The organism is Listeria valentina (genome assembly GCF_011800755.1).
GTDB lineage: Bacteria > Bacillota > Bacilli > Lactobacillales > Listeriaceae > Listeria > Listeria valentina.
This window is the reverse complement of the sequence record NZ_JAATJW010000159.1, coordinates 1-719: the sequence shown is the minus strand read 5'-3', so window position 1 is coordinate 719 and position 719 is coordinate 1. Positions and strand designations below refer to the sequence as shown.

The window sequence follows — 719 nt, the reverse complement described above, 5'->3', positions numbered from 1 at the left end:
AGAAACACCTCCCATCAGCTCCGCAAAATCTTGAACGGAATCTGGTATTTCCTTAGACTGATAAAATGGTTTGCCAAGAACCATGGTTCTTGTTACGAATCTACGCACTTCGTTGTTTTGATAGTTCCATAAAAAGGAGGCCGCTTTCCTTTTGATTGGCTCATCACTTTCACCAATCAGCTCATGAATCATTCTTTGCGTATAAAAGTAAGCCTTTTCTTTCTCACTCTCTCCGCTATATAACTTTTCGATTGGAAAAAGCGTTTCAAACTGTTGCGGAGTTAAACAGTCTATCCCTTGATGAATCGCAGATAATTGGTTTAAAAGCCCTTCTAAAAATTGCTTATCTTGTCGCGTTTCCCTTACTAATGTTTGGATAGGGAAGTAGGCAATACATCGGATGCTATGAAAAACAAATTTTTCTTGTGTCTCTTCGACTTTGGACAATCTACCTCTCTCATGAAACCCTAGTTTTTTTAATGAGCGAATACTTGCAAAGAACTGATCCATTTCATTAATCATTGCAATCCCTCCTCATCAGATGCGCTTTTTCGAAAATCGTTTAACTGGTTTTCGATAAAATCCGAAATTCCTATTTTTTCGGCTAGCCGACTCACAGCGCGATTTAAATAATCTTCATATTTCGCATAAGGATCCATGTAATCAGGTTCCAAATGCTCATCAAACCTCATAGCTTCTATAATTTCAAAGAATTCTTT

At 37.6% G+C, this 719-nt stretch carries 2 protein-coding genes; both read right to left on the bottom strand.

The genetic code is table 11. The annotated features are described in order from the left end of the window. Positions 1-522: hypothetical protein (locus tag HCK02_RS14000; RefSeq protein WP_167630702.1), on the bottom strand; the 522-nt coding region annotated here is incomplete at its 3' end. Continuing rightward, positions 519-719, bottom strand: a 201-nt coding sequence (locus HCK02_RS13995; RefSeq protein ID WP_167630701.1) for a hypothetical protein, incomplete at its 5' end; no start/stop codon positions are given. The genes HCK02_RS14000 and HCK02_RS13995, both read right to left, overlap by 4 nt.